The organism is Acrocarpospora sp. B8E8, from assembly GCF_039871605.1.
Lineage (GTDB): Bacteria > Actinomycetota > Actinomycetes > Streptosporangiales > Streptosporangiaceae > Acrocarpospora > Acrocarpospora macrocephala.
This window is the reverse complement of record NZ_JBDPLV010000077.1, coordinates 1-24,549: the sequence shown is the minus strand read 5'-3', so window position 1 is coordinate 24,549 and position 24,549 is coordinate 1. Positions and strand designations below refer to the sequence as shown.

The 24,549-nt window shown below is 69.9% G+C and carries 20 protein-coding genes; 12 read left to right on the top strand and 8 right to left on the bottom strand.

The window, feature by feature from the left end; all coding sequences use genetic code 11:
- Positions 1-9: 9 nt before the first annotated feature.
- Together ABGB08_RS45065 and ABGB08_RS45060 are read left to right on the top strand one after the other, a co-directional pair.
- Positions 10-4,113 (top strand): alpha-(1->3)-arabinofuranosyltransferase family protein, encoded by a 4,104-nt coding sequence (locus ABGB08_RS45065; RefSeq protein ID WP_347603820.1) that lies wholly within the window; start codon positions 10-12, stop codon positions 4,111-4,113.
- A complete protein-coding gene (locus ABGB08_RS45060; RefSeq protein WP_347603818.1) occupies positions 4,110-5,861 on the top strand; it encodes a hypothetical protein in 1,752 nt (583 codons plus the stop codon). The genes ABGB08_RS45065 and ABGB08_RS45060 overlap by 4 nt, the downstream gene beginning before the upstream one ends.
- Here the strand turns inward: ABGB08_RS45060 and ABGB08_RS45055 are convergent.
- Together ABGB08_RS45055 and ABGB08_RS45050 are read right to left on the bottom strand one after the other, a co-directional pair.
- The gene (locus ABGB08_RS45055; RefSeq protein ID WP_347603816.1) at positions 5,821-8,262 is read right to left on the bottom strand and encodes an acyltransferase; all 2,442 of its coding nucleotides are present in this window, start codon (positions 8,260-8,262) and stop codon (positions 5,821-5,823) included. The two genes, ABGB08_RS45060 and ABGB08_RS45055, sit on opposite strands and share 41 nt — an antisense overlap.
- Positions 8,259-9,461, bottom strand: coding sequence for an acyltransferase (locus ABGB08_RS45050; protein WP_347603814.1), 1,203 nt, complete (start codon positions 9,459-9,461; stop codon positions 8,259-8,261). Before ABGB08_RS45050 ends, ABGB08_RS45055 begins: the two co-directional genes overlap by 4 nt.
- Positions 9,462-9,552: 91 nt before the next feature.
- On the opposite strand from ABGB08_RS45050, the gene ABGB08_RS45045 reads away from it, so the two are divergent.
- The 5 genes from ABGB08_RS45045 to ABGB08_RS45025 all read left to right on the top strand — a co-directional run bounded on the left by ABGB08_RS45045 (position 9,553) and on the right by ABGB08_RS45025 (position 14,467).
- Positions 9,553-10,470, top strand: coding sequence for a DUF3068 domain-containing protein (locus ABGB08_RS45045; RefSeq protein WP_347603812.1), 918 nt, complete (start codon positions 9,553-9,555; stop codon positions 10,468-10,470).
- A 5-nt stretch (positions 10,471-10,475) separates the two neighbouring features.
- Entirely contained in the window at positions 10,476-11,189 is a 714-nt protein-coding gene (locus tag ABGB08_RS45040; protein WP_347603810.1) for a class I SAM-dependent methyltransferase, read from the top strand.
- Positions 11,190-11,288: 99 nt separating this feature from the next.
- Positions 11,289-12,242 carry a DUF3068 domain-containing protein gene (locus tag ABGB08_RS45035; RefSeq protein ID WP_347603808.1) on the top strand — a complete coding sequence of 318 codons (954 nt, stop codon included), beginning with the start codon at positions 11,289-11,291 and terminating at the stop codon, positions 12,240-12,242.
- Positions 12,243-12,353: 111 nt separating this feature from the next.
- Positions 12,354-13,469, top strand: coding sequence for an ABC transporter substrate-binding protein (locus ABGB08_RS45030; RefSeq protein ID WP_347603806.1), 1,116 nt, complete (start codon positions 12,354-12,356; stop codon positions 13,467-13,469).
- On the top strand, positions 13,466-14,467 hold the full coding sequence (locus tag ABGB08_RS45025) for an ABC transporter permease subunit (RefSeq protein WP_347603804.1): 1,002 nt from the start codon (positions 13,466-13,468) through the stop codon (positions 14,465-14,467). Before ABGB08_RS45030 ends, ABGB08_RS45025 begins: the two co-directional genes overlap by 4 nt.
- 16 nt (positions 14,468-14,483) lie before the next feature.
- On the opposite strand, the gene ABGB08_RS45020 is transcribed toward ABGB08_RS45025, so the two are convergent.
- On the bottom strand, positions 14,484-14,768 hold the full coding sequence (locus tag ABGB08_RS45020; RefSeq protein WP_347603802.1) for a hypothetical protein: 285 nt from the start codon (positions 14,766-14,768) through the stop codon (positions 14,484-14,486).
- A gap of 254 nt (positions 14,769-15,022) precedes the next feature.
- On the opposite strand from ABGB08_RS45020, the gene ABGB08_RS45015 reads away from it, so the two are divergent.
- The 3 genes from ABGB08_RS45015 to ABGB08_RS45005 are packed head-to-tail and all read left to right on the top strand — an operon-like array spanning position 15,023 to position 16,433.
- Positions 15,023-15,151 (top strand): hypothetical protein, encoded by a 129-nt coding sequence (locus ABGB08_RS45015; protein WP_347603800.1) that lies wholly within the window; start codon positions 15,023-15,025, stop codon positions 15,149-15,151.
- Entirely contained in the window at positions 15,148-15,897 is a 750-nt protein-coding gene (locus tag ABGB08_RS45010) for a 2-oxoglutarate and iron-dependent oxygenase domain-containing protein (RefSeq protein ID WP_347603798.1), read from the top strand. Before ABGB08_RS45015 ends, ABGB08_RS45010 begins: the two co-directional genes overlap by 4 nt.
- Positions 15,843-16,433 carry a DUF427 domain-containing protein gene (locus ABGB08_RS45005; protein WP_347603796.1) on the top strand — a complete coding sequence of 197 codons (591 nt, stop codon included), beginning with the start codon at positions 15,843-15,845 and terminating at the stop codon, positions 16,431-16,433. Before ABGB08_RS45010 ends, ABGB08_RS45005 begins: the two co-directional genes overlap by 55 nt.
- 3 nt (positions 16,434-16,436) lie before the next feature.
- Here ABGB08_RS45005 and ABGB08_RS45000 read toward each other — a convergent pair whose 3' ends face one another.
- Both ABGB08_RS45000 and ABGB08_RS44995 read right to left on the bottom strand, forming a co-directional pair.
- Positions 16,437-17,408, bottom strand: coding sequence for an NAD-dependent epimerase/dehydratase family protein (locus ABGB08_RS45000; protein WP_347603794.1), 972 nt, complete (start codon positions 17,406-17,408; stop codon positions 16,437-16,439).
- Positions 17,405-17,839, bottom strand: a complete 435-nt coding sequence (locus ABGB08_RS44995; RefSeq protein ID WP_347603792.1) for a MerR family transcriptional regulator — start codon at positions 17,837-17,839, stop codon at positions 17,405-17,407. The genes ABGB08_RS45000 and ABGB08_RS44995 overlap by 4 nt, the downstream gene beginning before the upstream one ends.
- Before the next feature lie 266 nt (positions 17,840-18,105).
- Between ABGB08_RS44995 and rpoB the strand changes: the two genes are divergently transcribed.
- Positions 18,106-21,573 (top strand): DNA-directed RNA polymerase subunit beta, encoded by a 3,468-nt coding sequence (gene rpoB / locus ABGB08_RS44990; protein ID WP_347603790.1) that lies wholly within the window; start codon positions 18,106-18,108, stop codon positions 21,571-21,573.
- Between the two features lie 156 nt (positions 21,574-21,729).
- Here rpoB and ABGB08_RS44985 read toward each other — a convergent pair whose 3' ends face one another.
- A complete protein-coding gene (locus ABGB08_RS44985; protein ID WP_347603788.1) occupies positions 21,730-22,299 on the bottom strand; it encodes a hypothetical protein in 570 nt (189 codons plus the stop codon).
- A complete protein-coding gene (locus tag ABGB08_RS44980; RefSeq protein WP_347603786.1) occupies positions 22,281-22,619 on the bottom strand; it encodes a helix-turn-helix transcriptional regulator in 339 nt (112 codons plus the stop codon). The genes ABGB08_RS44985 and ABGB08_RS44980 overlap by 19 nt, the downstream gene beginning before the upstream one ends.
- A gap of 252 nt (positions 22,620-22,871) precedes the next feature.
- On the opposite strand from ABGB08_RS44980, the gene lexA reads away from it, so the two are divergent.
- Positions 22,872-23,540, top strand: coding sequence for a transcriptional repressor LexA (gene lexA, locus ABGB08_RS44975; RefSeq protein ID WP_347603784.1), 669 nt, complete (start codon positions 22,872-22,874; stop codon positions 23,538-23,540).
- 76 nt (positions 23,541-23,616) lie between these two features.
- Here lexA and ABGB08_RS44970 read toward each other — a convergent pair whose 3' ends face one another.
- Positions 23,617-24,378 (bottom strand): ABC transporter permease, encoded by a 762-nt coding sequence (locus ABGB08_RS44970; RefSeq protein WP_347603782.1) that lies wholly within the window; start codon positions 24,376-24,378, stop codon positions 23,617-23,619.
- Positions 24,379-24,549: the final 171 nt, after the last annotated feature.

Here is a 24,549-nt window from a genome sequence, read left to right as displayed (position 1 = left end):
AGGAGATTCTTGATCGTTCCGGAGCAGGCCGACTCCCGGTTCCGCCGCCGGTCGCGCCTGCTCGCCTCCTGCCTGGCGCTCTTCGTGATCGCCTTCTCGGTCGCCCCCGAGAGGATCATCTCGGAGACCAAGCTGGACATGCCGATCAATCCATGGGGCTTCCTGACCCGGGCCCTCACCCTCTGGGACAGCACCCATTTCGGATATATCCAGAACCAGGCCTACGGCTACCTCTTCCCGATGGGCCCCTTCTACGTGGCCGGCACCGAACTCGGCCTGCCGCCCTGGGTGCTGCAACGCCTCTGGATGGCCCTGGTCCTCAGCGCCGCCTTCCTCGGCATCGTGCTCCTCGCCGACGCGCTCGGCATCGGCACCGCCAACACCCGCGTCATCGCCGGGTTCGCCTACGCCCTCGCCCCCCACGCGCAGGCCCTGATCGGCGTCAACTCCTCCGAGTTCCTGCCCAGCGCGCTCGTCCCCTGGATGCTGATCCCGCTGGTCAGGGGAACCCGGGAGGGGGCGAGCCCGCGCCGGGCCGCCGCGCTCTCCGCGCTCGCGCTCGCGAGCTGCGGCGGCGTCAACGCCACCGCCGAGCTGGCCGTCCTGATCATCCCGTTCCTCTACCTGCTCACCCGCGGCCGGGGCCCGCGCCGCACTCGCCTGCTGCTGTGGTGGCTCGGCTGCACCGCCGCCGCCTCCTTCTGGTGGCTGGTACCGCTGGCCATCATGGGCCGCCACGCCTTCTCGTTCATGCCGTACACCGAGAACGCCGCCGCCACCACCGGCGTGACCTCGCTCGGCAACACCCTGCGCGGCGCCAACAACTGGATCGGCTACCTGCCTATCGACGGCCTGCCCTGGTGGCCGGCCGCCTACGAGCACTCGGTCCGCCCGTGGCTGGTGGTGCTCACCGCGCTGGTGGCCGGTCTCGGCCTGGTCGGCCTGGTACGGCGCGGACTCCCGGAACGCGCCTTCCTGATCCTGCTCGTGCTGGCCGGTACGGCGATCATGGTCACCGGCCACCTCAGTGTGGTCGCCAACCCGCTGGCCGGGAACCTGCGCGACCTCTTCGACGGCACGCTGGCGGTGTTCCGGAACGTCCACAAGTTCGACGCCCTGGTCCGGCTGCCGGTGGCGCTGGGTCTTGCGTACCTGCCGGTCTCCGCCGTGCCCCGGTTCAGGGCGCCGATCGCGGCGACCTCGTCCGTGCTGCTCGGCGTCACGTTCCTGCCGATCGCGACGGTGGGGCTGGCCGCCCGCGGGTCGTACCCGGAAATTCCCGGATACTGGCGGGAGGCGACGACCTGGCTGAACCAGAACGCGGGCGACTCGATGGTGCTGGCGCAGCCGGGCGCGCGGTGGGGGGAGTACCTGTGGGGCCGCCCGATGGACGAACCCCTGCAACCCCTGCTGAAAGCGCGCTGGGCCAGCCGGATGATCGTGCCGTGGGGGTCGGCGGGCCTGACCCGGCTGCTGGACGCGATCGACCAGCGTTTCGCCACCGGGCAGGGGTCGGCGGGCCTGGCCGAGGTCCTGCGCCGGATGGGCGTCGGCTACGTCCTGGTCCGCAATGACCTGGATAAGTTCTCCATCCGGGGCGCCTGGCCGCCACGCGTGCACGAGGCGGTCGCGGAGTCCGGCCTCACCCTGGTCAAGAGCTTCGGCCCGGTGGTCGGCGACCCGAAGACCGCGAACGCGACCACCTGGTTCAACCAGCCGTCCCAGGCGCTGGAGGTCTACCGGGTCGACCGCCCGGCACCGCTCGCCGCGACCCTGAACGGTGACCCGCTCCGGGTCACCGGCGGCCCCGAGGCGCTGCTCACCCTGGCCGACCTGGGGTTGCTCGCGGACGGGCGGCCGGTGCTGCTCGGCGACGACCCCGGCGCCGCGGCGGTGCCCGGGAGCCGGACGATCGTCACCGACACGCTGCGCCGCCGCGAGGTGGCCTTCAGCGAGCTGCGGTTCGCGAGCTCCCCGACGCTCACCGCCGGTGAGGAGTTCCGGCGCCCGGCCGCCGAGCACGACCTGCGCGATCCGGGCTGGGACTCCTACACCTCCCCGGCGCGCCTGGCCGGGGTCAAGGCGATCACCGCGTCCTCCTCGGCCTCCGACGTGACCGCGCTGCCGGACACCCGGGACACCGGCAACCTGCCGTTCGCGGCCGTGGACGGCGACGCCCGTACGTCGTGGCGGTCCGGCGGGTGGGACGGCGCGGTCGGTGAGTGGCTTCAGGTGGATCTGGTCAGGAAGGTGTCGATCCCGCAGCTGGCGGTGGCCTTCACGCAGTTCGTCGGGCCCGCCGTGACCGAGATCGAGGTGGAGACCTCGGCCGGGAAGGTCCGGCAGACCGTGAAGAACACCGGCGCCGCCCAGCTCGTGCACGTTCCGCCAGGAGTGACCGATCGGGTGCGGATCACCGTGACCCGGGTCGCCTGGCGGCCGAAGTCGAACCTCGGCAGCCGGGTGGGCATCACCGAACTGGCCATTCCCGGTGTGGTCGCCGGGCGGACGGTGCTGGTGCCGGGGGTGGCCGCCAACCGGGTGATTCCGACGTACGCGCTGGGGGGAAGCACCGGGGCGGCGCCGGGGTGCATGCAGGGGTCGTTCATCTGGACCTGTTCCGGTCAGTTGCAGATGCGCGGCGAGGACGGGTTCGGCTTCGACCGCACGATCACCTCGCCCGCCTCCGCGCCCAGGGAGGCGGCCGGGCAGACGGTGCTCACAGAGCCGCACGCGATCGAGACCGCGACCACGTTCCCGAACATCTACCCGCACGTCTCGGCCTCCTCGACGCTCGTCGACCACCCGGCCGCGGTCGGCCTGTCCGCCTTCGACGGCGACCCCAAGACCATCTGGTACGCGGGAGCCTTCGACGCCAAGCCCACCCTGACCATCGATTTCGGCAGACGACGCAAGATCGACCAGATCGAGATCACGTATCCGGAGACGATCACCGGGGCCGCGCCCATGCAGCTGCTGGTCTGGGCGGACAAGGCGCTGCGCGGCGGGTACGTGCCGGCGGACGGCGTCTTCCGGTTCAAGCCGGTCACCACCAGGAAGGTGGTGCTCCAGTTCCTGCCGCGCCGCAGCCAGGCCGTGCACATCGCCGACATCCGCATCCCCGGAGTGAGCCCGGCGGGGGTGCTGGGGTCGTTCCCGGTCCGGACGATCTGCGGGGTCGGGCCGGCGTTGTCGGTCAACGGGTATCCCGTACCGACCCGGATCGTCGGCGGCACGGTGGCCGACCTGATCAGCGGGCGGCCGCTGACCTTCGCCAGCTGCCAGAAGTGGACGCTGGCGGCGGGGGAGAACCGCATTCGGGTGGCTGGGCGGGACCCCTATCGCATTCTGTCGATGGCCATCAAGGATCCGCTGGACCGCCCCCTGCCATCCGTCACGCCCACCCCCGTCGTCACTGAGAAGTGGACCGGCGGCGAGCGGACGTTCTGGCCACGGACTGACCAGCCCGGTTACCTGGTCGTCAACGAGAACTTCAACGGCGCGTGGCGGGCCAGGCTGGGTGACACCGAGCTGACCGCCGTCCGCCTCGACGGGTGGCGGCAGGCGTGGATCCTGCCGCCGGGGGCGTCCGCCCATCGCGTCACGCTGGAGTACCCGCCGGAGACGAGCTACCGCGCCGCGCTGGTGGTCGGGTTCCTGCTGGTGATGGTGCTGGTGGCGCTGGCCAGGTGGCGGCGGCCAGAGGTGGCGATCCCGGCGGCTGTCCCCGCTGGGGTGTCCGCACGCGCGGCGGCCGGTCTTGCCGTCGTGGTCGGGGTCTGGACGGGCGGGTTGTTCGGGTTGTTGCTGGTGCTGGGCACGCACGCCCTGGTCGTGGGCCTGCGGCGGGTTCCGTCGTTTCGCGCGGCCAAGTTCGTCGATTCGCCCGTCCTGGTGGCGGTCTTCCTCGGGCTGGCCGGTCTGTCGGCCGGGCTTGGCCACCACCTCGCCGCCCTCGGCCAGGAGGCCCCGGGCGAGGTGCTCCGTGATGTCGTGGCCCAGCTGCTCTGCCTGCCGGTGCTGGGGCGGCTGGTGGCCGGGCTGCGAGAGGCGGAGGAACCCTCGGTGCCGGAACCTGAAGAGGTTCATGCTCTGGCGGGAGCGCGCACATGACCCAGACCGAGATTCGGCCCGCTGTTCTCACGCCAGCCGGTTCCCGGCTGCCTGTCCTGGTGGGAGTCGTGCTGGTGGCCGTGCAGCTTGCGTGGCGGGCGCCCGGGGTGCTGCGGTCGTTCTTCCGCGAGGACGACTTCGTCCTGATCGTCAGGGCGCATGAGCAGGACCTCGGATGGAGCTATGTGTTCACGCCGCTGGGCGGGCGGCTGACGCCAGGCGGACTGCTGCTGGGGTGGTTCCCGGCGCGCGCGGACGCCTACGACTGGACGGTCGTCGCGATCACCATGCTGGTGGTGCAAGCGCTGGTCTCACTGGCGGTGTTGCGCATGCTGGTCGTGGTCTTCGGACGGCGTCCGGCCATTCTGGGGCCCTTTCTCATCTTTCTGGTGACGCCGCTGACGTTGCCCGTACTGACCTGGTGGTCGGCGTCGTTGTCCGCGCTGATCCCGCAGCTGGCGGTGGCCATGGCCGTCGCCTCGCACGTGTTGTGGGAGAGGACAGGACGACGGGTGCACGCGATAGCCGCCGTGTCCTGGGTGGTCGCGGGCGCGCTGTTCTCACTGTCCGTCGCGGCGGTGCCCATTCTGCTGTTCGTGCTGTCCCGCGTCTATCTGCGACCACGGCGTGCGCCTGTCCTGTGGACCCTGTACGGATTCGTGGTAGCCGTCAGCGTCGTCGCACGCCTGGCGGCATCGGGGTGGAACGCGCCGGACCCGGCCACCGGCGTCAGGTTCCTCTGGCGGCTGATCGGCCAGACCTTCGCGACCGGCCTGATCGGCGGGCCAGGCCGGTGGTACTTCGGGCGGCCGGACCACGGGATCGCGCTACCCGCCCCCGCGCTCGTCGTGGCCGCATGGATCGTCATCCTGATCGTCGTCGCGGTCACCGTGAAGGCGCGCGCGAACGCGGCCGCCGCATGGCTGATGCTGCTCGGGTACGTCCTGGCCGCCGGAGCTCTTCCCGCGCTGCTCGGCTCGGTGGCCTCAGTCGGGGAGATCCTCGGCGGGCAGACCGAACTGCTGGCGGGCACCGCTCCCGTCGTCGCGCTCTGCCTCGGCCTGGCGACGCTGGGACCGGACGCCTGGCCGCGCCTGCCCAGGCTGGGCGCCATAGTCGCGCTCGCCGGAGTGGTAGCGCTGGCCGTGTGGTCGTCGTCGGCGTACACGGGAAACATCCGGACCCAACCGGCCCGCGACTACCTGGGCACGGCCGCCGCCGAACTGGCGCGAACGCCGTCAAGCGTGCAGATCTACGACACGCCGGTGCCCCGGCAGCTGATGTCGAGCTGGTTCGGGGACTACCGGATGACTTCCCGGGTGCTCGGGCCGCTGGCCGGTCCGGACCTGCGCGACGCGATGCGCCGCCCGGCCCCCGCCGCCGACCCGATGGTCTTCGACCGGACCGGGCGGCTCCGCCCGATGACGCTCACCACCGTGGTCGCCGCCGCGCCGACCTCGACGCCCGCCTGCTACCGGCTGGTCGCCGGCCGGATCGACATCCCGCTCGCCCACGACCTGCCGGTCAGGAAGTACACGGTGGCCTTCTCCTACACCGCGACCCGCGCCGCTCTCGCCACCTTCTCCTTCGGCGGCGCCCGCGTCCCGATCAGCCTGGACCGGGGCAGCGGCGTGCGTTACCTGCAGGCGGTCGGCGGCGGCCCGGCGGTCCGGATCTCGGGGATCAGCGCCGGTGCCGGGGTGTGCGTCAGCGGGATACGGATCGGGTCACCGGCGCCGCGTCCGTAGTGATCGCCCGGCCGAGCTGGTGGAAGGGCTGCTCGATCAGGTGGTAAGTGAGGGCCGCCAGGGCCAGCGTGCCCGCCGCGGCGACGACCAGGACCGTCACGAAGCCGCCGCCGAGGGACGCCTCGTTGCCGGTCAGCTCGTAGTAGCCGTAGATGACGACGAACTGCCACAGGAAGATCCCGTACGAGATGCGTCCCAGGTAGCGGACAACCGGGTTGCCGAAGACGAGGTGGGTCAGCCCCTGGCGGCCGGTGCTGAACGCCGAGGGCGCCACCAGGAAGAGGCCGACCACCGCCCACAGGACGGCTTTCGTGGTGCCTTCGGTGGCGGGGAGCGCGCCCAGGTGCAGGGGCCCGGTCAGCGGGGTGCTGCCGACGGCGAAGGCGAGCGCCGCGATCGCCCAGGACAGGGCGGGGCGTCCGGCCACGACCGCGCAGAACGACCGCGCCCGCTCGTCCGTCGCGGCCCAGGCCGACCCGATGGCCAGCGCCATGCCGGCCCCGAACCACAGGAAATACCGGGGGAGCAGCATGTTGAACTCGGGCGGCATGCCGGGCTGGTGCGCGACCACCGTCCAGATGACCGAGATCACGCCGAGCGCGCCGACTCCGGCCAGGAGCGCCAGCGCACGCGTCCCGGTCGCCGTGCTCTTCCTGGCGAACCCGGCCAGCGCGGCGGCGATGAGCGGCAGGGCTAGGTAGAAGGCCACTTCGACGGAGAGCGACCACATCTGTTCCAGGCCGCGGCCTTCGGTGCCGCCCCACCACGAGCCGACGTCGTAGATCTGGAGCAACAGCAGCCATTTCGCCCAGACCCACTGGGAGGCGTTGTGGCCGGAGTTGAAGAAGATCATCGCGATGACGGCCACCAGCCAGTAGGCGGGCAGGATGCGGAACGCCCGCCGCCACAGGTAGGCGGTGGTCTCCGGGCCGTTCCCGGCGTCCAGGGCGGCGCGGGCCCAGGGGCGGTACAACAACAACCCGGACAGGGTGAAGAAGATCGCCACGCCGACGTCCCCGCGCGACACCGCCCAGGCGCCCCAGCCTTCGGTCAGACCGGTCTTGCCGCCGACGTGGTAGACGAGCACCGCCAGGGCGGCGAGGGCCCGGATTCCGTCCAGCGCGTCCTGATGGGCATCCTGACGAGCGACGTCCCGCTGACGCGGCCGCCTGGGTGGCTTAACCGATATTTCCCGTTTTTCCGTGACTGGTTCTGGCGGCGTGGCCGGTCGCGCCGGTTCCCGTGGTTCCGCGGGGCGTCCGAGAAGGGGCCGCTCCACCAGGTAGTAGGTGGCCGCCGCCAGCGCCACCGTGCCCAGCAGCGACAATCCCAGCACCGTCAGGAAATTTCCTCCGAAGTACGGCAGTCCGGTAGCCCGGAAGACCGCCTCCATCACCACGAACTGCCACAGGAAGATGCCGAAGGAGACCTGCCCGAGAAAGCGCATCGGCCCGCTGCCGAGCACCCGGTTGACCCCGGTCGGCCCGGCCGGCTGACAGGCCACCGGCAGCACCACCAGCAGCGTGATCAGCGTGTGCAGCAGCAGCCGCAGCTCCTCGTCCCGCAACCCCGTGAACGGATCCCCGAACCGCCCGGCCACCGGCGTCATCAGCAGCCAGTACGCCGCAGCGGCCGTGACCAGCAGCGTCCCGGCCGACGAAGCCGCCGTGTCCCGCGCCGCGCGCGCCCGGAGCCCGCCGGGCGTGTCGGCTTCCGCCCAGGTCAGCACGGTGGCGACCGCCATACCCAGGGCGAAGAAGACCAGGTAGTGCGGTAACAGGAACTGGATCCAGAACACCCGTTCCGGCACATGCATGAAGATCGCGTACAGGAACGAGGTGGCGCCGAGACCGCCCAGCGCGGCGAGCAGCCGTACCGCGCGGGAATCGGTGGTGCCCGACCGGATGAAGCGGCGGGCCGCCCACGCGAGCAGGGGAAGCACCAGGTAGAAGGCGGCCTCGACGGCCAGGCTCCACATCTGGCCGAGCGCGGTCGGGCCGAGCCCGCCGTTCGGCCAGCCGGGGTCGGGGTCGTAGACCTGGACCAGCAGCAGCATCTGGATCCACTGGCGGGCCGTGTACCCGGTCGATTCGGCGAGCATGGTCATCGCCACCACGACGGTGATCCAGTACGCGGGCAGGATGCGCAACGCCCGCCGCCACAGATACCCCCGCACGGCGGGCGGGGGCCCCGCCAGCAGGATCTCCCGCGCCCACGGCCGGAAAAGCAGCAACCCGGACAGCGCGAAGAAGATCGACACAGCCACGTCCAGCCGCGCGACGAGCGCGCCGGGCACCCCGCCGGTCATCGTGAAGTTGGTCATCGCCGCCACGTGGAACACCAGGATGCCCAGCGCGGCGAGCGCCCGGAGCCCGCTGATCGCGTCGATCCGCCGCGTCACGCGCGCTTCCCGAACCCGCGCGCGGGCTTCTCCACCAGCTGGTACGTCACCCACGCGAGCACCACACTCACCGCCAGCACGACGAAGAACACCGGAAAGAACTGCTGATCGAGGTACGCCCGCCCGCTGATGTCGTAGTACGCCCAGACCACGACGATCTGCCACGCGAACACCCCGTACGACAGGTTGGCCAGCCACCGCATCGCCCGGTTGCCGAGCAGTACGGTCACCCAGGTCCGCCCGGGCGGCTGCAGGGCCACCGGCGCGACGATCAGGAACGCCATCACCGCGTACGCGACCAGCCGGAACGCGTCGGGGAGCAGGTCGGGGGCGAGTGACTGCGGGGTCTTCGGCCCGCCGAGCGGGGTCGCGGCCAGGCCGAACACCATGGCGGCGAGCAGGAAGCAGGTGCCCGCGTTGGCGGCGATCTCGGCGCCCCAGCGGCGGACCCGTTCGGCGCCGGGGGAGTCGGCCCTGGCCCAGACGGCGAGCACGCAGATCGCCATGCCCACGGCGAACCACGGGAAGAAGCGCGGGAGCCACCATTCCATGCGCATGGTGTAGACGGGGTGGTGCACGGCGTACATGTAGGCGAAGGACGTCAGGGACAGCGCGGCAAGCAGGATGAGCAGGCGTTTCGCCCGGGTGTCGACAGACGCGCCGCCCGCGCGCGCGGCCCGGCCGAGGGCGGCGGCCAGCAGGGGGAGGAGCAGGTAGAAGCTGACGTCGATGGAGAGCGTCCACATCTGCTGGAGGCCGATGGGGGCCAGCTGGACCACCGGCCACCACGGGGTGGGGTCGAAGACGTACACCAGGAGGAGCACTTCCGCCCAGTCCCAGACGGTCTTCGCGGCGTCGAGGTTGAAGGCGACCAGCGCGGTGATCGCGACCACCCAGTAGAGCGGGAAGATGCGCAGGATCCGGCGGGTCAGGTAGACCCGGGTGCCGGGGGGTTCCGCGGCGGTCAGGAGGTGGTTGACCCAGGGGCGGTAGAGGAGCAGGCCGGAGATGGCGAAGAAGACCGCCACGCGGGCCTCGCCCCGGGAGAGCAGCCAGGCCAGCGGGCCGTCGCCGTACTGCAGGCCGGTGATGCCGGCGATGTGGAAGACCAGGACCGCCAGGGCGGCGAGCACGCGAAGGCCGTCGACCGCGTTCAGCCGGGTATCCGGGGTGGTCGCGGTGGGCTGGTCGACGTGCATCAGGCGCCTGGCCAGGGGTGCGGCGGAAGGTGACAAGTCGCATTACCCTACCTCCTAACTAGAATCTGTTCTACTGCGGATGGGGAGTCGGATGCGGCGGTCGGCGGGTCTCCTCCTGCTCGCGGTGGCGGGGTTTCTCGGGGTGCTCGCGGTGGTCGTGCCCACCTACCTGCTGGGGGCGCTGGCGGTGGCGCCGGAGGACTATTACGGGGTTTTCCGGTTGCGCGCCGTAGGGGCGGAAGGTCTCGATCAGGCGAGTGGGAAGGTGCTGACCGGGCTCGACGTGGAGGCCGTTTCGACCGTTCGCGGTGATCCGAACGCGGCCACCGCCGACCTTGTCGTCTGGGACGGGACGACGACCGTGCAGACGTCGACCGGGATCGTGCTCGCCTACAGCGATCGCCGGGTCGCGTTCGACAAGACGTCAGGGCTGGTCGTGACGTGCTGCGGGGCGTACGTCGGGGAGACCGACGTCGAGCAGTCAGGCTTGGCCTACAAGTGGCCATATTTCGCCGGGCGCCGGGATTATCCGTTCTTCGATCCGGTCACGCTGCAGACCCAGCCCATGCGCTACGAGGGCGCGGAGCGTATTTCGGGGCTGACCGTATACCGCTACCACCAGAGGATCCCCGACCGCCGCGTCGGCCCGGTCCCCGGTGGCAGACTGCCCGCCTACAAGGACGTCCCCGCCTACCTGCACGCCTCCGTCGACCGCACCTACTGGGTGGAACCGGTTACGGGAACTCCGCTCCGCGTCCGCGAAACCCAGAACCAGACCATCAGAACCGCCGACGGGGTCCCCCGCCTGACCGCCCTCGCCGCCGACTTCCGCACCCCACCCGAGGAAACGACCACCCACGCGAACGACCTCCGCCCCACGATCACCGTCCTCGGCTTCGCCCGAGGTCCCGCGCCCTGGGTGTGCGGGGGATCGGCGGCTCTCGCCTTGGTGGTGGGCCTCGTGCTCTACCGGCCGGAAGGCCTGCGCGGGAACATCGATACCGAATGAGGCATATGGCCGAGTTGCGTGACTTTTACGAGAATCCCGAGACGCCGGTGTCGGCGGCCGAGGATCGGACCGCACGGATTGTCGGGTTTCTCCGGCAGATCGCAGCGGCGGCGAGTGAGCCGCTGACGATTCTCGACGTGGGCTGCGGGGACGGCGGGATCACCCGGATGGCGGTCGAGGCCGCGCCCGGACATCGGGTGATCGGCATGGACTGGGCGGCGGCGCCGTTGCGGACGGCCAGTCGCAAGGGGCTGACGGTGGTGCGCGGGGGCGCCGCCCATCCCGGGCTGCCGGTCGCCTCCGGCCGGGTGGATGTGGTGATCTTCTCAGAGGTGATCGAGCACCTGGTCGACCCGGACGCGGCGATCATAGAGCTGCGGCGGGTGCTCCGGCCGGGCGGGCATCTGCTGCTGTCGACGCCCAACCTGGCAGCTTGGTTCAACCGAGGCATGTTGCTACTCGGCATGCAGCCGGTGTTCTCCGAGGTCAGCATGGTGCACGTGTTCGGCCGTCCGGGCAGTTCGGTGGCCGGGCACCTGCGGCTGTTCACGCTGCCCGCGCTCCGCGAGTTCCTCCTCACGTACGGCTTCGCGGAGCTGATCGTGCGAGGGGCGGGCTACCACGACGTCCCCAAACCCCTCAAACCGGTCGACCGCCTCCTTCGCCACTGGCCGTCGGCGGCCGCGATCCTGACCGTGCACGCCCGCAAATCGCCCTAGAACATGTTTCGGTTACTTTTCAGTATCCCCAGTGACGCAGGTCACAACAAGCTCTACCATGACGCGAAATAGAACCGTGTTTCAGGTCATGGAGGAGCGATGCGCCGCGGGCTCGGAATCACCCTCATCGCACTCGGGGCTTTTCTCGTCGTCCTCGCGCCGCTGCTCAGGTATCCGGTGGCCGACCGCCTGGTCCAGGCCCCCGGCGACCAGTACGGCATCACCAAGCTGGCCGCCCAGAACGCCACCTACTTCAGCATCGGCGACCTGAAGGTCCTCACCGGAAACCTGGACATCACCGTCACCACCCGCGGCGACGTGGCCCAGGCCACCGGCGACCACGTCGTCTGGGACCAGTTCACCGCCGTCAACGACATCACCAACAACAAGGAGGGCATCTCCCTCTCCGAGTTCCGCAGCGCCTTCAACAAGTACAACGGCGTCGGCGTGAACTGCTGCAACGCCAACATCGACAACGTGCCGGTGAAGCTGGAAGGCCAGATCTACCTGTTCCCGTTCGGGGTGGAGAAGAAGACGTACAAGGTCTTCAACCCGACCACCAAGAAGGCGTACGACGCGGTGTTCGTCGGCGAGGAGACGATCGGCGGGCTCCAGGTCTACAAGTTCGAGCAGAAGGTCCCCCCGACCGTCATCGACACGCTGGACGCGCCCGCCTCCCTGTTCGACCTGCCGGAGACCGGCAACGTCAAGGTCGACCGGGTGTACGACGGCGTGGTGACGTACTGGGTGGAGCCCACCACCGGCGCCCCCGTCGACCAGCAGCAGCAGCGCCACGAAGTGCTGAAGACGGCGGACGGCGTGGAGCGCATGCCCGCCTTCATCGCCACCGCGAAGTTCACCCCGGCCACCGTGGACGCGCAGGTCGCCACCGTCCGGGCGAGCGCCGACCAGGTCCGGCTGATCAGGAGCACCCTCCCGCTGGCGGCGCTCATCCTCGGCGGGCTCGCGCTGGTGTTCGGCGTGATCCTGACCCGCTCGCGCCGCCAGGTGGAACACGTTCAGGCCGGAGAATCAGCAGAGGCTTCTGAGTAGAACACGTTGTAGCCACCGTCCGGTTGAGGCGTGCCGCGAAGGTGGCGGCGGTGTCATATTTCATGTACTACTGGTAGAGATTTAGGCGCCGCCCTGTCCGCGTTCGACGGCGTGCTCAAGGCGGGCGGCGTCGCCGCGCCGGACGCGCACACCGTGACGTTCACGCTGGAGCGGGCCTTCTCCGACTTCCCGTACCTGGTCTCGGCCGGCAACTACAACGCGCTGATCCTCAAGAAGGACTACACCAGCGGCGGCGACATCATCGGCACCGGGCCCTTCACGCTGACGAAGTACGACGTGTCGACGGGCGCCGTGTTCGCCCGCAACCCGGCGTACTGGCAGGAGGGCAAGCCGTACCTGGACGGCGTGGAGATCAAGTTCTACGCCGACGACCAGGCCGACCTGCTGGCGTTGCAGAGCGGTGAGATCGACGCGCAGATCCTGAGCCGGCCGCAGCTCGTCGGGCCGCTCAAGGGGGCCGGCGACATCGTGGTGGACCAGGTGCCGGGCACCGGCCTGACCGCGTTCACGCTGCGCACCGACCAGCCGCCGTTCGACCGCAAGGAGAACCGGCAGGCCGTGGCGTACGCGCTGGACCGGCCGGGCGTGAACACCACGATCTACGACGGCGTCGGCGCGCTCGGCAACGACCACCTGTTCGCCGCCCTCTTCCCGGCCGCGCCGACCGGCATCCCGCAGCGGGCCAAGGACCCGGCCAAGGTCACCGACCTGCTCGGCGGGCAGAAGCTCAGCTTCGACCTGACCTTCGACCCGCCCGGCAAGGACTTCGCGCTCACCGTGCAGAACCAGCTCAAGCAGGCGGGCATCGAGGTGAAGCTGGACCAGCGCACGTCGGCCGACTTCTACGGCGGCGACCAGGAGAAGGACACGCCGTGGCTGTTCACCGCCGCCAACCTGGTCGGCTGGGCGGGCCGCGCGGTGCCCAGCCAGTTCATCATCCCGATGGTCAGGAGCGACGGCGTCTGGAACGGCTCCAAGTACGCCAACCCGGCCCTCGACGAGGCGGCCCGGGCGTATGACGCGGCCACCACCGAGGAGGAGCGGCGCGCGCAGGCGGCGATCATCGCCAACGCGTTACACGAGGACGTGCCGGTGATCATCTCGGTGTGGGCGGGCACCGTGCGCGCCTACAACGGGACGAAGTTCGCGGGCCTCCAGGCCCACCCGGCCAGCTACGTCGACTTCAGCGAGGTAACGGCCCTGTGAAAGGCTTCCTGCTGCGCCGCGCCGCCACCGTGCCGCTCACGCTGCTCGGCGTGTCGCTGCTGGTGTTCGCCGCCACCGAGCTGGTGCCCGGCGACGTGGCGCGCACCATCCTGGGCCGCGAGGCGAGCCAGGCGTCGGTGACGGCGCTGCGGGAACAGCTCGGCCTGGACCGGCCGTGGATCCAGCGCTACACCGACTGGCTGGGCGGCTTCCTCACCGGCGACTGGGGCGAGTCGTACACGCTCGGCGTGCCGGTCCACGACCTGGTGCTGGACCGCCTGGGGCACTCGCTGCTCCTGGCCGGCGTCGCGTTCGCGCTGCTTGCCCCGGTCGCGGTGGGCCTGGGGTTGTGGGCGGGGGTACGGCACGACCGGGCCACCGACCGGGCGATCAGCGTCGGCGGGCTGGCCTTCGGCGCGGTGCCCGAGTTCGTCACCGGGGTGATCCTGCTGGTGGTGTTCGCGGTGAAGCTGCGCTGGTTCCCCTCGGGCGCGCAGGCTCCCGAGGGGTCGGGGCCGCTGATCGTGCTGTGGCACCTGGCGTTGCCGGCGCTGTCGCTGGTGCTGCTGTGCACCGGCTACGTGGCCCGGCACGTCCGCGCCGGCACGGTCGCATCGGTGGAGAGCCCGTACGCGCGAGCGGCCGAGCTGCGGGGGCTGACGCGGCGGCAGGTGGTGCGGCGGCACGTGCTGCGCAACTCCACGGTGCCGGCGGCGAGCGCGCTGGGCGTGCAGTTGCAGTTCCTGCTCGGCGGGCTGGTGTCGGTGGAGCTGCTGTTCACCTACCAGGGCGTGGCGGTCGTTCACGACGTGTCGTTCTCGGTCGCGCCGGGCCGGACGTACGGGCTGGTGGGGGAGTCGGGCAGCGGCAAGACGACGCTGGGCCGCGCCATCGCCGGCCTGGGCCGCCGCGGCGGCGGCGCCATCACCCTGGACGGCGCCGAGCTGCCAACCGAGGTCGGACGGCGCGACCCGGCCACGTCCAACGGCGCTGGGTGAGCACCGTCGCGGGCGGTCACGTGAGCGGCTTGACCTGGGGAGTGCCGTCGTCCGGCCTGGTGCTGCTGCACGAGGCCGGGCGCAGCGCGCGGCAGTGGGACCGGCTGCTGCTGGCCCTGGACCGGCCCGCGCTGGCCATCGATCTGCCCGGCCACGGCCGGTCCGACCGGCGCGAGAACGGCGTGTACGCGCCGCGCCGGCTGGCCGGTCCGGTCGCCGAGGCGATCCGCTCGTTCGCGCCCGGCCGGAAGGTCGTCGCCGGCGCCGGGCTCGGCGCGCTGACCGCGATCGCCCTGTCCATCCGCCACCCAAGAGCTGATCGAGCGGCTGGTCCTCGTCGACACGCTGCCCGGGACGCTCGGCCCGTTCCCCGCCTACCAGGCGCACTCCTCGCCGGAGGAGGCACGCGCGTGGCTCGCGGAGCACCGTCCCGGCGCGGCCGACGACGCGCGCACCGAACTGATCCAGGAGGCCGACGGCCGGTGGGCATGGCGGCACCAGCTGCCGGCCGCGCCCGTCCTCGACGACGAGACCCTGTGGTCCCCGCTGACCGCCGTGCGAGCCCCCGTCGTCCTGGTGCGCGGGCCCCGCCTCGACGACACCGCCGTCGAGGAGTTCACCTGCCGCGTGCCCGATGCCCACGTGACCACCGATCCGCACACGACCCTCGGAGGAACCCCGTGACCGTCCAGATTCCCGTCGTCGACCTCCAGCTCGCCCTCAGCGACGACGCCCCGCCGGCCCTGCTCGACTCCGTGCTTGAGACAGCCGAGCGGGTCGGCATCATCCAGGTGGTGAACCACGGCGTCGCGCCGGAGCTGATCGACGACTTCCACGACCGGATCGGCGCCGTGCTCGACCTGCCGCGCGCGGAGAAGGCCAAGCTGGCCAGCCCCACCGGGCACCCGTTCCGCGGCTGGCGGCAGTGGCCCGACGACTTCGGCCGCCTGGAGCTGGAGCGCTTCAACATCGGCCAGTTCGACAACCCGGAGGAGGCACGCGCGGCGGGCCTCGCCGCGGAGCACGCCACGCTGTACAAGCACCCGAACGTGTGGCCCGAGGGCCTGCGTGCGGTGGCCCGCGCCTACCACGACGCCTCGGTCGGCGTCGCCGAGCAGGTCCTCGCCCTGTACGCCAAGGTCCTCGGCGTCTCCGTGGCGACGTTCCCGGTCGGCGGCTGCCCCTACTACACGAGCTTACGTGGCGGAACTCGCGGAGGTCTGAGATGCCTTACGACGGGACGTTCAACTGGGAACCGAGCCGCCGCTGGGTGCGCGGCGTCAAGGGCGGCACCACGGTCGTCGACAGTAAGGCGCCGCTGCTGGTGTGGGAGCCCGATTTCCCGGTCCCTCGCTACGCCTTCCCGATCGAGGACGTGCGCACCGACCTGCTCACGCCCGCCAAGGACCGGCCCGACCACTTCGACCTGACCGTCGACGGGGAGACGCTGCCGGACGCGGCGTTCGTGCACCCGCGGTTGCCCGGCCACCTGTCGATCGCCTGGTTCCGGCACGCGGCGCCGGTCCTGGACCACTGGTACGAGGAAGAGGAGGAGATCTTCGTGCACCCACGCGATCCGTACAAGCGGGTGGACCCGATTCCCAGTTCCCGGCACGTCCGGGTCGAGATCGGCGGCCGGGTGGTCGCCGACACGCGCGCCCCGGTGCTGCTGTACGAGACCGGGCTGCCGACGCGCTACTACGTGCCGCCCGGCGACGTGGACTTCTCGCTGCTGGAGCCGACCGACAGCAGCACGCGCTGCCCGTACAAGGGGGAGGCGTCCTACTGGTCGCTGCGCGAACCCGTCGAGGGCGTGCCCGCCGACGTGGCGTGGGCCTACCACGACCCGATCCCGGCCGCGGCGCCGATCAAGGACCACGTCGCCTTCTACAACGAGTTCGTCGACATCATCGTGGACGGGGTGAAGGAGGAGCGCCCCGAGACGGTGTTCAGCAAGCGCGAGTAGTACTCAACCCGCCAGGAGGCCGAGGTCGCGCAGGCTCTCGGCTGACTCCACGATCGTCGTCTCGGCGGCGCGCGGACGCCAGCCGAGCTCCTCGCGGGCCCGGTCGTTGTGGATGATCGGCCGCGGCGGATCGTCCCCCGGCGCCTCCTGCGTAGGCACGCGTGCGGCCAGCGGGCCGAGCCGCCGGCGCAGGATGTCGGCCACCTCGACAAAGCTCATCGCGGGGCCGTCGGCGAGTGCCAGGAAGCGCTTGCCCGCGGCCTCCGGCGCGGCCATCGCGCGGATGTGCAGGTCAGCCACGTCGCGTACGTCGGCGACACCGAAACGGGCCCGAGGAGCGACGCTCATCGTCCCGTCGAGCATCGCCTTGACCAGCAGCATCGTGGAGCGGACCTGGGTCGTCAGGGTCGGCCCGAAGATCGCCGTCGGGTTGACCACGACCAGTTCGGTGTCACCGCCGTCGCGCTCCATCAGGTCCCACGCGGCACGCTCGGCGATCGTCTTGGAGCGCGGGTAGGGCGCCAAGCCCGGCGTGTCGGGATCGGTCCAGTCGTCTTCGGTGAACTCCGCGCCCGGCTTGGGCGTGTAGCCGATCGCCGCGAACGACGAGGTCAGCACGACACGCCGGGCACCCGCGTCGCGCGCGGCACGCAGGACCCGCAGCGCGCCCTCGCGGGCGGGGACAATCAATTCGTCGGGGTCCTCGGGCTGGACGTACGGGATGGGCGAGGCGACGTGATGGACCTCCTCGCAGCCGGCCACCGCGGCGGGCCAACCGTCGTCGGCCATCAGGTCCGCGGCGACGATCTGCAAGCCGGCGTCGTCGGCGCCGCCGCGGCGCGCCGCCGCGCGCAGTTCGGCCTCATGGACCGTCGAGCGCACCGTGGCGCGCACCGGGCGCCCGGCCCGCAGCAGCGCGGCGATCAGCTGCGTGCCCACGTAACCGGACCCACCGGTGACCAGGACCGGGCTCATCGCAGCACCCTCAAGCGAACGGCCGCGTCCATGGAACGCCGCATCGCCTCGGCCTCCGCGGCGGTGTCACCGCGGTCGCGGGCCTCCCACAGCGCCGCCTTCTCGCGCAGGTAGCCCAGTCGCGCGTGCTGGGCGACGATCTCGGCCTCGATGCGCTCCGCATGGCGCAGCAGCAGATCGCGCTGCTCGGCCGCCGCCTGCCCGCGTGTGCGGTTGGCCTGGTAGGTGCGCATGTCCTCGATGCTCACGCCGGTCGCGCGAAGACAGGCCAGCGACTCGAGCGTGTGGAGGTCCTCGGCGCGGTAACGGCGATGCCCGCTGTTCTCGTCGCGGTCGATCGGGCCGACCAGCCCGACCTGCTCGTAATAGCGCAGCGTCGGTTCGCTCAATCCGCTGCGCCGTGCCACCTCTTGGATGGTGAAGGCTGTCACGCGGGCAGCCTGGCACACCTCAAGCGCTTGAACGCAAGAAGCAGTTTCCGGCACAAGTCAACGCGCGACCGTAAGAGTTGACGAGTCCACCCGGCTGTGGGAAGCTGAAGGCGGCACCGAGGTTGACGCTTATAGTATATGTGGACATACGTGTCAGTTTGCGTTATGCTGCTCCCTCGTGCTGCCTTTCGACGCCCTGGATTTTGTCGGGGCGTTTTGGCGTGCGCGCAGTTCGATTCCATCCGTGCCTTCCGGAAGGACATCTGTTGACAGCCTCGCGCAACGCTTCCGCCGTACCCGCTGGTCCCCGTCGCGTCTCTTTCGCGCGCATCCAGGAGCCTCTCGAAGTTCCTGACCTTCTTGCCCTGCAGACCGAGTCTTTCGATTGGCTGCTCGGTAACGAGAAGTGGAAGGCTCGGGTCGAGGCGGCTCGTCAGGCCGGGCGCAAGGACGTCCCGACCCAGTCGGGCCTCGAAGAGATCTTCGAAGAGATCAGTCCTATCGAGGACTTCTCGGGAACCATGTCCTTGTCGTTCCGGGATCACCGGTTCGAGCCGCCCAAGTACTCGGTCGACGAGTGCAAGGACAAGGACATGACCTTCTCCGCGCCCATGTTCGTGACCGCGGAGTTCATCAACAACACCACCGGTGAGATCAAGAGCCAGACCGTGTTCATGGGCGACTTCCCGCTCATGACCGGCAAGGGCACGTTCGTCATCAACGGCACCGAGCGTGTCGTGGTCTCGCAGCTGGTCCGTTCACCCGGTGTCTACTTCGACCGCAGTATCGACAAGACCTCCGACAAGGACCTGTACGGCTGCCGGGTCATCCCCTCCAGGGGTGCCTGGCTCGAGTTCGAGATCGACAAGCGCGACAGCGTCGGCGTCCGCATCGACCGCAAGCGCAAGCAGGCCGTCACCGTGCTTCTCAAGGCACTGGGATGGACCAACGAGAAGATCCTCGAGCGCTTCGGCCAGTACGAGTCGATGCGCGCCACCCTGGAGAAGGACCACACCTCCGGCCAGGACGACGCACTGCTCGACATCTACCGCAAACTGCGGCCGGGTGAGCCGCCGACCAAGGAGTCGGCGCAGACCCTGCTGGAGAACCTCTACTTCAACCCCAAGCGGTACGACCTGGCCAAGGTCGGCCGATACAAGATCAATAAGAAGCTCGGGGTGGGCTCTGAGATCACTCAGGGCACCCTCACCGACGAGGACATCGTCTCCACCATCGAGTACATCGTCCGCCTTCACGCGGGCGAGGAGTCGATGCCGGGCGCCAACGGCGAGGTGATCGTCGAGGTCGACGACATCGACCACTTCGGCAACCGCCGCCTGCGCAGCGTCGGCGAGCTCATCCAGAACCAGGTCCGGCTGGGCCTGGCCCGGATGGAGCGCGTCGTCCGGGAGCGCATGACCACCCAGGACGTCGAGGCGATCACGCCGCAGACCCTGATCAACATCCGCCCGGTGGTGGCGTCGATCAAGGAGTTCTTCGGCACCTCGCAGCTTTCGCAGTTCATGGACCAGACCAACCCGCTGGCCGGCCTGACCCACAAGCGGCGTCTGAACGCGCTGGGTCCCGGCGGTCTGTCCCGGGAGCGGGCGGGCTTCGAGGTCCGTGACGTGCACCCGTCCCACTACGGCCGGATGTGCCCGATCGAGACGCCGGAAGGCCCGAACATCGGCCTGATCGGCTCGCTGGCCTCCTACGGCCGGATCAACGCCTTCGGCTTCGTCGAGACGCCGTACCGCAAGGTCGTCGACGGCAAGGTGACCGAACAGGTCGACTACCTCACCGCCGACGAGGAAGACCGCTACGTCAAGGCGCAGGCCAACACCGTGCTCAACGCCGACGGCTCGTTCGCCGACGCCCGCGTCCTGGTCCGCACCAAGGGCGGTGAGACCGAGCTCGCCCGGGCCGAGGAGGTCGACTACATCGACGTGTCGCCGCGCCAGATGGTGTCGGTGGCGACCGCCATGATCCCGTTCCTGGAGCACGACGACGCCAACCGCGCGCTCATGGGCTCCAACATGCAGCGTCAGTCGGTGCCCCTGCTCAGGAGCGAGGCCCCGCTGGTCGGCACCGGCATGGAGTACCGTGCCGCGACCGACGCGGGCGACGTCGTCAGCGCGGAGAAGGCCGGTGTGGTCGAGGAGGTTTCCGCCGACTACATCACCGTCATGAACGACGACGGCACGCGTACGACGTACCGGATCGCCAAGTTCAAGCGCTCCAACCAGGGCACCTCCTTCAACCAGAAGCCGATCGTGGTCGAGGGCGACCGGGTCGAGGTCAACCAGGTCATCGCCGACGGGCCGTGCACCGACACCGGTGAGATGGCGCTCGGCAAGAACCTGCTCGTGGCGTTCATGCCGTGGGAGGGCCACAACTACGAGGACGCGATCATCCTCTCCCAGCGGCTGGTGCAGGACGACGTCCTGTCCTCGATCCACATCGAGGAGCACGAGGTCGACGCCCGCGACACCAAGCTGGGCCCCGAGGAGATCACCCGGGACATCCCGAACGTCTCCGAGGAGGTCCTGGCCGACCTGGACGAGCGCGGCATCATCCGGATCGGGGCCGATGTCGTCAACGGTGACATCCTGGTCGGCAAGGTGACCCCGAAGGGCGAGACCGAGCTGACCCCCGAGGAGCGGCTGCTGCGCGCGATCTTCGGGGAGAAGGCGCGTGAGGTCCGCGACACCTCGCTGAAGGTGCCACACGGTAACCAGGGCAAGGTCATCGGCGTCCGCGTCTTCTCCCGCGAGGAGGGCGACGAGCTGCCTCCGGGCGTCAACGAGCTGGTCCGCGTCTACGTGGCCCAGAAGCGTAAGATCACCGACGGCGACAAGCTGGCGGGCCGGCACGGCAACAAGGGCGTCATCTCCAAGATCCTCCCCGTCGAGGACATGCCGTTCCTGGAGGACGGCACGCCGGTCGACATCATCCTCAACCCGCTGGGCGTGCCCGGCCGGATGAACGTCGGCCAGGTCCTGGAAACCCACCTGGGGTGGATCGCCGCGCGCGGCTGGGACATCTCCGGCATCCAGGAGGCCTGGGCCGAGCGGCTGCGTGACAAGGGCTTCGAGAAGGTCGCCCCGCGCACCAACATGGCCACCCCGGTCTTCGACGGCGCCCACGAGGAGGAGATCGTCGGCCTGCTCGACAACACCCTCCCCAACCGCGACGGTGACCGGATGGTGCAGCAGAGCGGCAAGGCCCAGCTGTTCGACGGCCGCTCCGGCGAGCCGTTCCCCTATCCGGTCTCGGTCGGTTACATCTACATCCTCAAGCTGCTCCACCTGGTCGACGACAAGATCCACGCCCGCTCGACCGGGCCGTACTCGATGATCACCCAGCAGCCGCTGGGTGGTAAGGCGCAGTTCGGCGGGCAGCGATTCGGCGAGATGGAGGTGTGGGCGCTGGAGGCTTACGGTGCCGCCTACGCGCTGCAGGAACTGCTCACCATCAAGTCCGACGACGTGCTGGGCCGCGTGAAGGTCTACGAGGCCATCGTCAAGGGCGAGAACATCCCCGAGCCGGGCATCCCGGAGTCCTTCAAGGTCCTCATCAAGGAAATGCAGTCGCTGTGCCTGAACGTCGAGGTGCTCTCCAGCGACGGCATGTCCATCGAGATGCGCGACACCGACGAGGACGTCTTCCGCGCCGCGGAGGAGCTCGGTATCGATCTGTCCCGGCGCGAGCCGAGCAGCGTCGAAGAAGTCTGACGGTCCCCCTGCGCGACCTGCGGGTGTCGGCCCGCGACGGAGGGAAGGTGGTCATCTTCCGGCGCGGGTCCGACACGGGGTGTCGTGCCGCGGCGGACGGAGATCCGCCGGTACTTTCTGACCGGCAGTCGGCGAAAGCCTGGGTGAACGCTGTGATCAGCGGATTCTGATCAGCATTTGGGTGACCATGACGATGCGGGCGAGGCTGACTGTCAAAGCGCAGACGATCAGGATTGTCGGCAAGGCCATGGTCCTGGCAGTGGCCAGCGCGGCCAGGTCGACCAGCACCAGTCCGCAGGCGCCGCTCGCGGCGGCCAGCCGTACCGCCTTGTAGTGGTGGGAGACCGCTTGCGCCAGCGCGAGCGCTGCCACGACCATCACCAGCGCCGCGCCCACGCTCAACGGGACGGCCGTCGGCACCCGCCAGGTCCACACCTGCGCACTCACCAGCGCGCTCGCCCACACAGTGCCGACCACAGGGCCGGTGGCCAGCAGCACCCGGGCGGCGGCGCGGACGGGTGCGTCGCGGACGAAGGCGGCGCTGATGGTGTCGGCGTCGCCGAACTCCGCCACTGCGGCCCGGGCTGCGGCGTGCGGGTCGCCGAGCCGCTCCAGCTGGGCCTGATAAGTCTCGGTCAGGCCGTCGGCCAGTTCCTCGACGATGGGGGCAGGCAGCCGCCGGGCCAACACGCGGAGTTGGCTCTCGATCAGGTCGTGGCCGGCCACGGCGTGCTCCGCAGGGCCGAGGAGATGCCCTCGGCGAACTCGCGCCAGCTCTGGCGCGCGTCGGCCAGGGCCGTCTGGCCGTGCTGGGTGAGCTGGTAGGTGCGGCGGCGTCGTCCGGCCACCACCGACCAGGTGCCGCTGATCAGGCCGGCCTGCTCCAGCCGGTGCAGGGCCGGGTAGATGGTGCCGGTGGGCAGATCCAGCCTTCCGGCGGTGGTCTCGCGCAACGTTTCCTTGACGGCGTAGCCGTGCCGGGGGCCTTCTTCCAGGGCGGCCAGCAGCAGCGCGTCCAGGTGGCCCTTCAAGGCTTCGGCCCTCATAGGTAGCAACGCTATACCGGCGTTGCCCGGCCGCCAACCATATGCGTAGTGGTTGCTGCCCGCGCTCATCGGCCTGCCGATCCTCACGCGGTCGATTTTCGTATGGTCGATCCGCGGAGTCCCTCGTCCACATCCCGCGCCGCGTCGTAGCCGGAACAGGTGCGCGGCGCCCAGCCCGGACAACCCAAGGATGAACAATGATACGGATGGTTTCCTCGGCCGATGGCGCTGCGGTAAGCGCTGGACCTTAGCATGTCGCAGGTGACCGCCTACGACGATACTGACATGTTCGAATACCTGGATTCCTCGGTCCTGTCGCAGCGCCAGCAGCGGATCCTGGCCACGATCCGGGACTGGGTGGTCAGGTACGGATACCCGCCGAGCACCCGTGAGATCGGCCACGCGGTTGGGCTGCGCTCGCCCTCGTCGGTGTCGAAACACCTCAAGAGCCTGGAAGAGCAGGGCTTCCTCCGCCGGGGTACGGCTATGACCAGACCGATCGACGTGCGGTTGTTCCTGCGCGCCTCGGCGCCGCAACCTGCCGTCGACCTGGTGAGCGTGCCCGTGGTCGGCGACATCGCCGCGGGCACTCCCATCCCGGCCGAGCAGTACGAGGACGACACGCTGACCCTGCCCCGCGACCTCACCGGCCGGGGCACCGTCTTCGGGCTGCGGGTGCGGGGCGATTCGATGATCGACGCGGCGATCTGCGACGGCGACATCGTCGTGGTCCGGCAGCAGCCCGAGGCGCACTCGGGTCAGATCGTCGCCGCGATGATCGACGGGGAGGCGACCGTCAAGGTGTACCGCCGACGCGGCGGGCATGTCGTTCTCGAACCGCGCAATCCCGCCTACGACGTCATCGACGGTGACGGCGCCGTGGTGCTGGGCATCGTGGTGTCGGTCCTGCGCAGTGTTTGAGGATCCGCCCGGCGTTGCCCGCCGCGTGAATCTCAAGCGTCAGATCACCCAGGCGGCCAGGCTCAACAAGCCGCAATCAGGAGATCTTGCGGCGGTACGTGTTCATGGCGAAGAAGTACGCGACGATGAGGATGCCGACACACCAGGCCAGGGCGATCCAGATGTCGGTGCTGACCGGCTGCTGAGTGTACAGGTCGCGGATGGTGTTGACGATGGAGGTCACCGGCTGGTGCTCGGCGAAGGCGCGCAGCGGGCCGGGCATGGTGTCGGTGGGGACGAAGGCCGAGCTGAGGAACGGCAGAAAGATGAGCGGGTAGGAGAACGCGCTCGCGCCGTCAACGGACTTCGCGGTGAGACCGGGGATGACAGCGATCCACGTCAAGGCCAGGGTGAACAGGATCAGGATGCCGGCGACCGCGAGCCACGCCGGCACTCCCGCCGCCGAGCGGAAGCCCATGAGCAGGGCGACGAGCACGACGACCACGAGCGAGATCACATTGGCGATCAGCGAGGTCAGCACGTGCGCCCACAGCACGGACGAGCGGGCGATCGGCATGGACTGGAATCGTTCGAAGATGCCGCCCTGCATGTCCGTGAAGAGCCGGAATGCGGTGTAGGAGATGCCCGAGGCGATCGTGATGATCAGAATGCCGGGCAGCAGGTAGTTCACATACGAATCCGACCCTGAGTTGATCGCCCCGCCGAACACGTAGACGAACAGCAGCATGAAGGCGATCGGCATGATCGTGGTCGTGATGATGGTGTCCAGGCTGCGCGTGATGTGGCGCAGGGATCGTCCCAGCAGGGCGGCGGTGTCGCCGAAGAAATGCTTGGTCATCGTTGTTCCTTACGCGTCCGTGCCGGCGTTGCGGTCCTTGCCGGCGGCACCGACGAGCGCGAAGAAGACGTCCTCGAGGGTCGGCTGCTTCTCGACGTATTCGACCTTGGCGGGCGGGAGCAGCTGCTTGAGCTCGGCCAGGGTGCCGTTCACGAGGATCCGGCCCTCGTG

Coding starts and splice junctions, on each gene's coding strand:
- ABGB08_RS45000 (WP_347603794.1), bottom strand. CDS start 17,408: ATGAGCCCGGTCCTGGTCACCGGTGGGTCCGGTTACGTGGGCACGCAG.
- ABGB08_RS44970 (WP_347603782.1), bottom strand. CDS start 24,378: ATGACCAAGCATTTCTTCGGCGACACCGCCGCCCTGCTGGGACGATCC.
- ABGB08_RS44980 (WP_347603786.1), bottom strand. CDS start 22,619: ATGAGGGCCGAAGCCTTGAAGGGCCACCTGGACGCGCTGCTGCTGGCC.
- ABGB08_RS45060 (WP_347603818.1), top strand. CDS start 4,110: ATGACCCAGACCGAGATTCGGCCCGCTGTTCTCACGCCAGCCGGTTCC.
- ABGB08_RS45035 (WP_347603808.1), top strand. CDS start 11,289: ATGCGCCGCGGGCTCGGAATCACCCTCATCGCACTCGGGGCTTTTCTC.
- lexA (WP_347603784.1), top strand. CDS start 22,872: ATGTCGCAGGTGACCGCCTACGACGATACTGACATGTTCGAATACCTG.
- ABGB08_RS45050 (WP_347603814.1), bottom strand. CDS start 9,461: ATGCACGTCGACCAGCCCACCGCGACCACCCCGGATACCCGGCTGAAC.
- ABGB08_RS45040 (WP_347603810.1), top strand. CDS start 10,476: ATGGCCGAGTTGCGTGACTTTTACGAGAATCCCGAGACGCCGGTGTCG.
- ABGB08_RS45020 (WP_347603802.1), bottom strand. CDS start 14,768: ATGGACAGGGCGATCGCGGTCAGCGCGCCGAGCCCGGCGCCGGCGACG.
- ABGB08_RS45045 (WP_347603812.1), top strand. CDS start 9,553: ATGCGGCGGTCGGCGGGTCTCCTCCTGCTCGCGGTGGCGGGGTTTCTC.